Raw genomic sequence first — 5,099 nt, forward strand, 5'->3', positions numbered from 1 at the left:
GCCTATTATAAGCAGGCTAACCTGCCTTTCATTCGTATCGGAGATCATGCGGAAAAAATACAGCTATGGAATATTGATAGCACCGCGTAAGGTACTATTAACAGAAAATTAATAGCTAACTGCTAACAGCTAATAGCTAACTGCTAGTATCACAGCCACCCAAACAGGCCGCTCTTCTCCATACCTATATACACCCCGTCCTCCCGCTTTTCAATAGGGTAGGTTTTCAGGTAATATCCCTCCCCGCTGCTATTATACCCGTTCTTCACACTAAACCGGTAACGATGTATGGGACACACCGCGTTACCATCATTATCAATAAAACCATCGGCCATAATACCACTGGCATGCGGACATTTGTATGCAAAAGCGTATAGCTGTGACTGATATTGGGTACAGCAGATCGTTTTACCGTTTACATCTACAGTGATGATCTCCTGTTCTGCTACTATCAAATTCTCTGCATCTATCTTATACCAGGTGTATTGTTTGGCCATATGTCCTAATGTTAAATGGTTACAGGATCTGTAACCATTCAGCTATTCTAATAAAAATATTCCGATTTGTAAGGATAGCGCTCCCGGTACAGGGTCATCACTTTATCCATAATGGTTTTACGCAGCTCCTCAATGTTGCGGCGTTCCAGGGCAGATATGAACACGCAATTACCATTGGTTTTCTGTTCCCAGGTTTCCTTTAGCTGCCGTAAAATATCCTGCTTTACTTCAGGGGCCAGCCACTTGTCAAAGGTTTGCTCCTCGTACAGGTCCATCTTGTTAAAGATCATGATGGTGGGCTTGTCAATAGCCTTCAGCTCATGCAAAGTGCGGTTCACTACCTCCACCTGGTCCTCGTACTGCGGATGTGAAATATCCACTACATGCAGCAGGATATCGCTTTCGCGCACCTCGTCCAGCGTGGATTTAAAGCTCTCCACCAAATGGTGGGGCAGCTTGCGGATGAACCCTACCGTATCGCTGAGCAAAAAAGGCGTTTGCTCAAACACCACTTTACGGGTAGTAGTGTCCAGGGTAGCAAACAGCTTGTTCTCTGCAAATACCTCGCTTTTACTGATGAGGTTCATGATGGTGCTTTTGCCCACGTTGGTATAACCTACCAGGGCAACACGAATGTATTCTCCCCGTTCCTTGCGCTGGGTAAGGGCCTGTTTATCTATTTCGCCCAGGCGTTTACGCAGCAGGGAGATCTTATCCTTTACAATACGGCGGTCCGTTTCAATTTCCGTTTCACCAGGGCCCCTGGTACCAATACCGCCACCTAAACGTTCCAGGTGCGTCCACATACCGCGCAGGCGTGGCAGTATGTACTGGTACTGCGCCAGCTCCACCTGCACTTTGGCCTGGGCCGTACGGGCGCGACGGGCAAAGATGTCCAGGATCAGGTCACTGCGGTCTATTACCTTCGCCTTCAGCACCTTTTCAATATTGGAGATCTGCGAGCCGGTTAGCTCATCATCAAATATTACCAATGAAATATCTTTCCCGAAGATGAACTGCCTGATCTCTTCCAGCTTACCCTTACCTATAAAGGTAGCCCGGTCGGGGTGCGCCAGCTTTTGCGTATACCGTTTAACGGTGATTGCGCCGGCAGTTTCCGCCAGGAAGGCCAGCTCGTCCAGGTACTCCTGCACCTGGCGTTCGGTTTGTTCCTGGTGGATCAATCCCACAATAACTGCCTTTTCCTCTTGTTGAACTACTTTCTGCTTATCTAACAATGCTTATAAAAATTTAGGCAAAATTAGGGAATATTTAGTCCATGGTCCATAGTCAATAGTCCATGGCCTGTTTAAGTCCCTCTGGCGCCACAAAAAACAGCCGATGGTTTGACGGCCTGCAATACCCCGGTAAATCCCATAAACGCAGCAGGCTATGGACCACGGACCATCGTCCATGGACTATTTTTCCTACATTTAGCCATCCAAAAAACCGGTTACAACCATGTATAAACCTTTTTTACTGACAGGATTATTGATCTCTACTATGACCATGGCGCAGGATAAAATGACGCCCGAACTGCTCTGGCAGCTGGGGCGGGTGAGCGGCGAAGCTCTGACAGCAGACGGCAAAACCGTTATTTACGGCGTAACGCAATACGACATTGCCGAAAACAAAAGTGAAAAGAACCTGTACGCCATTCCCCTTGCCGGCGGCGAAGCCAAACAGATCACCCAGCAGCCCGGGGGCGAAAACGGTATTGCCGCCCTGCAGGGCCAGCAGATCGGCTACTCCCTGAAAGACCAATGGTGGGAAATGAACGCCGACGGCACCGGCGCTGTACAAAAAACCAATGTGGAAGGCGGTATGCAGAACATCCGCATCTCGCCGGACGGAAAACACATCCTGTTTTCCAAAGAAGTGAAGATCAAAAAAGTGAGCGGCAGCGACTTTTACCCCGACCTGCCGAAATCCAATGTGCAGATCTATGACAACCTGAACTATCGCCACTGGGATACCTGGGAAGACGGCAACTTTCAGCATGTATTTTATGCTACCTATGATAACGGCCAGGTAGGCACGCCCATAGACATTATGGAAGGCGAGCCCTATGACGCCCCGCAAATGCCCTTTGGCGGCGCAGAAGATATGATATGGGCGCCGGATGGTAAAAGCATCCTGTACGTATGCAAAAAGAAATTCGGGAAAGATTATGCCACCAGCACCAACACCGATATTTACGAGTACAACCTTGAAACCCGCAGTACCCGCAACCTCAGCGAGGGCATGATGGGCTACGATGTAAGCCCCGTTTTTAGCCCGGATGGCAAACACCTGGCCTGGACCAGCATGGCGCAGGACGGTTTTGAGGCAGATAAAAATGATGTGGTGGTAATGGAACGCAGCAGCGGTAAGATCACCAACCTTACCAAAGATTGGGACGGTACGGCATCGGCTATACGCTGGAGCCTGGATGGTAAGCAGCTGTTTTTCCTGGCTGTGATAAAAGGTACGGAACAGCTGCTGGAGATCAGCCTGCAGAAAGATCTTGCCGCTACAACGGCTAAGCATATACGCCAGGTTACTACCGGTGATTTTGATATTACCGGTTTTGTTGGCCAGGCAGGCAATACGCTGGTGGTATCCCGCCAGGATATGAACCATGCCACCGAGCTGTTTACCGTAAGCCTGCCCAAAGGCAGCCTGCAGCCGCTGACCACTGTAAACAAAGCCGTGTACGACAAAACCGGCATGTGTAAAATAGAAAAGCGCTGGGTTAAAACCACGGATAATAAAGAAATGCTGACCTGGGTGATCTATCCGCCGGACTTTGACCCTGCTAAAAAATATCCCACCTTATTGTATTGCCAGGGCGGCCCGCAGGCAGCCGTATCACAGTTCTACTCTTACCGCTGGAACTTTCAGCTCATTGCCTCTCAGGGTTATATTGTGGTAGCGCCCAACCGCCGCGGCATGCCGGGGCATGGGGTGGAATGGAATGCATCTATCAGCAAAGACTGGGGCGGACAACCCATCCGCGATTACCTGAGCGCCATTGACGCCGTAAGCCAGGAGCCCTATGTAGATAAAAGCCGCTTAGGCGCAGTAGGCGCCAGCTACGGCGGCTACTCCGTATACATGCTGGCCGGTGTGCACAACAACCGTTTTAAAACTTTTATTGCGCACGATGGTTTATTTGACCTCAAAAGCTGGTACGGCACTACAGAAGAAATGTGGTTTGCCAACTGGGATATTGGCGCTCCCTGGGATGCTGCCAATGCAAAAAGCCACCAGGAGTTTAACCCCAGCAACTACGCTAACAAATGGAATACCCCCATCCTTATTGTGCAGGGCGGTATTGATTTCCGGGTAGGTATAGAACAGGGCTTACAGGCCTTTCAGCTGGCGCAGCTAAAAGGTATTAAAAGCAAACTGCTGTACTTCCCTGAAGAAAACCACTGGGTGCTGCGTGCGCAGAATGCGCTGGTATGGCAGCGGGAATTTTTCAGCTGGCTGAAAGAAACCTTGTAGCTGAATTATGAATTTGTCAATTACGAATTACGAAATGCGAAGCATTCATGAGCACCATTGAAAAATAGATATGAATGCGAATAATTGAGTAGATCATTGATTTTAAAAATTCAATGAAAGGCAGTGATGGCCAAGGGGAAACAAAACATCCCACCATTCAAGCACTGCATTCCTATTCATGATTCGTAATTGACAATTCAATTAAATCCTCCGCTGCATTCCAATTCGTAATTCGTAATTAATTAATTCGTAATTCCATGTTCACTTCCCTTTTACTCCACACCCAAAACGGCATCGCCACCATTACCCTTAACCGGCCGGAGGTATATAATGCCTTCAATGATCCGCTGAGCTATGAATTACAGGATGCCCTGAAACAGGTTGAAAAAGATACCGCTGTGCGGGCCATAGTGATAACCGGCGCCGGCAAAGCCTTTTGCAGCGGACAAGATCTGAAAGCTTCCCAGGAAGCAGGCAACCGCAGCTTCAGTGAATCCCTGCATAAACGTTATAATCCCATTATCCGCGCTATCCGCAACCTGCCTAAACCTGTAATCTGTAAGCTGAATGGCGTAGCTGCAGGCGCCGGCTGCTCACTGGCCCTGGCCTGTGACCTGATCATTGCCAGCGAAACCGCTACCCTTATAGAGATCTTTGTGAATATTGCGCTGGTGCTGGATTCCGGCAGCTCTTACTTTTTACCGCGTACGATTGGCTATCACCGCGCATTTGAAATGGCAACCAAAGCCACCAAGCTCACGGCGCCCGAAGCACTCCAATTAGGACTGGTGAATAAAGTAGTACCTGCCGGAGAGCTGGATGCCGCCGTACAGGCAGAAGCTGCCTTTTACGCCAATGCACCTACCAAGGCCATTGCCCTCATGAAAAAAATGCTCACCAAAGGCATGACGGAGAACCTGGATGCCATCCTGGATTACGAAGCCTATTGCCAGGAAATTGCCGGCCGCTCTGCCGATTATAAAGAAGGGGTTACGGCTTTTATTGAAAAACGTAAACCGGCATTCAAAGGAGAGTAGAGAATGTGCAGATGTGCAAATATGCAGATGTGCAAATGATGGGTAATGTGCTGATATGCTAATGTGCTGATGTGCT

Annotated in this window: 4 protein-coding genes; 2 read left to right on the top strand and 2 right to left on the bottom strand. The window is 49.0% G+C overall.

Annotation, left to right across the window (positions count from 1 at the left end; translation table 11 throughout):
- Positions 1-149: 149 nt before the first annotated feature.
- Both VIM87_RS02590 and hflX read right to left on the bottom strand, forming a co-directional pair.
- Entirely contained in the window at positions 150-497 is a 348-nt protein-coding gene (locus tag VIM87_RS02590) for a Rieske (2Fe-2S) protein (RefSeq protein ID WP_089906803.1), read from the bottom strand.
- A gap of 47 nt (positions 498-544) precedes the next feature.
- Positions 545-1,735: a GTPase HflX gene (hflX, locus tag VIM87_RS02595; RefSeq protein ID WP_089906804.1), complete on the bottom strand. Its 1,191-nt coding sequence runs from the start codon at positions 1,733-1,735 to the stop codon at positions 545-547.
- Between the two features lie 223 nt (positions 1,736-1,958).
- Here hflX and VIM87_RS02600 point away from each other — a divergent pair, with 223 nt between their 5' ends.
- On the top strand, positions 1,959-3,986 hold the full coding sequence (locus VIM87_RS02600; protein ID WP_331995458.1) for a S9 family peptidase: 2,028 nt from the start codon (positions 1,959-1,961) through the stop codon (positions 3,984-3,986).
- Between the two features lie 257 nt (positions 3,987-4,243).
- A complete protein-coding gene (locus VIM87_RS02605; protein WP_331995459.1) occupies positions 4,244-5,023 on the top strand; it encodes an enoyl-CoA hydratase-related protein in 780 nt (259 codons plus the stop codon).
- Positions 5,024-5,099: the final 76 nt, after the last annotated feature.

Source organism: Chitinophaga sp. (assembly GCF_036569125.1).
Lineage (GTDB): Bacteria > Bacteroidota > Bacteroidia > Chitinophagales > Chitinophagaceae > Chitinophaga.